The sequence below is a fragment of the Methylobacterium bullatum genome, assembly GCF_014845095.1.
GTDB lineage: Bacteria > Pseudomonadota > Alphaproteobacteria > Rhizobiales > Beijerinckiaceae > Methylobacterium > Methylobacterium bullatum.
Genome location: NZ_NKUG01000195.1, coordinates 1 through 1321, shown reverse-complemented (window position 1 = coordinate 1321; position 1321 = coordinate 1). Strand labels below are relative to the sequence as shown.

The 1321-nt window shown below is 73.2% G+C and carries 1 protein-coding gene and 1 pseudogene; one reads left to right on the top strand and one right to left on the bottom strand.

Going from position 1 to position 1321, the window contains the following annotated elements; translation table 11 throughout:
• The first annotated feature begins 167 nt into the window (after positions 1 to 167).
• Positions 168 to 1130: an EcsC family protein gene (locus MBTS_RS21585; protein WP_056158163.1), complete on the top strand. Its 963-nt coding sequence runs from the start codon at positions 168 to 170 to the stop codon at positions 1128 to 1130.
• Between the two features lie 9 nt (positions 1131 to 1139).
• Here MBTS_RS21585 and MBTS_RS21580 read toward each other — a convergent pair.
• Positions 1140 to 1321 (bottom strand): annotated as a pseudogene (locus tag MBTS_RS21580) (leucyl aminopeptidase family protein); the annotation flags it as partial.

The window sequence follows — 1321 nt, the reverse complement described above, 5'->3', positions numbered from 1 at the left end:
TTCTTCGTCGGGCGCGCCGGTGAACGCAGCGCGGCCCGCGCCGCCGCCGAGACAGCCGCCTCGGGCGACACCGAGACCGTGAGCGGGAACCATCCCGCGGGCCTCACGCTTGCTTCCAGCGATCGGCCCGGCGCGCCGGCGCCCGAAACACGGATGAGACCGCAGACGTGAGCAACATTTCCCTCGTCGACGATACCCGCTCCACCCCGGCCGAAGCGTCGGCCGGCCCGGACCTCAACGATGCCGACCGCGCCGCGCTCGTGCGTGCCGTCCGCACGCTGGAGACGCCCGGCCTCGCCGCGCGCCTGTCCGCGGTGGCGGGGGCTCCCCTCGACATGATCAGCCGCAGCCTTCCGGCGCCCGTGACCGACGCGGTGTCGCGCGCCACGGAAGGGGCCATGCGGACGGCCCTGCGCGTGGCCCTCGCGACCCTGCCGGAGGCCGAGAAGACCATCGTCCCGGCCTCGGCCGCCGGGGCGACCGCCGTGCCGGTGCTCGACGACCTCCCCGTGCCGGCGGCGAGCACGGCGGGCGAGCGCTTCGCGCGCTTCCTGCCCACCGGCGATTTCGGACACAAGGCGATGGCGGCCCTGTCCGGCGCCGTGGGCGGTGCCTTCGGCATCGCGACCCTGCCGGTGGAACTGCCGGTCTCGACCACGCTGATGCTGCGCTCCATCGCGCAGATCGCGCGGGAAGAGGGCGAAGACCTGTCGGACCCGGAAAACGCCCTGGCCTGCGTCCAGGTCTTCGCGCTGGGCGGACGCAGCGGCGCCGAGACGGCGCTGACGGAGAGCGGGTATTTCGCCGTGCGCGCCGCACTCGCCAAGACCATGTCGGAAGCGGCGCGCTATGCCGGCAACCGCGCCCTGCTCGACGAGGCGGCCCCGGCCCTGATCCGCTTCTCCACGCAGATCGCGGCGCGGTTCGGCCTCGTCGTCTCGCAGAAGGTCGCGGCGCAGGCGGTGCCGATCCTCGGCGCGGTCGGGGGGGCGGCCGTGAACACCGCCTTCATGAACCATTTCCAGGCGATGGCACGCGCCCATTTCACCGTGCGCCGCCTGGAACGGACCTATGGCAAAGACGTGGTGCGCGTCGCCTATATCGCCGAGAAGGCGCAGCTCGCGGCCTGAAGTCGCCCGCTACCGGGCCGGATAGCGCTCCTTCAGGAGGGCGTAGACGAGGCGGGCGGTCTGGACCTCGCCGCCTTCCGGCCTGCCGGGCTTGGTCGAGGGGTTCCAGCCGTACAGGTCGAAATGCACATGCGCCCGCGTGCCCGGCGCGAACCGCCGCAGGAACAGAGCGGCGGTGATCGCCCCGGCGA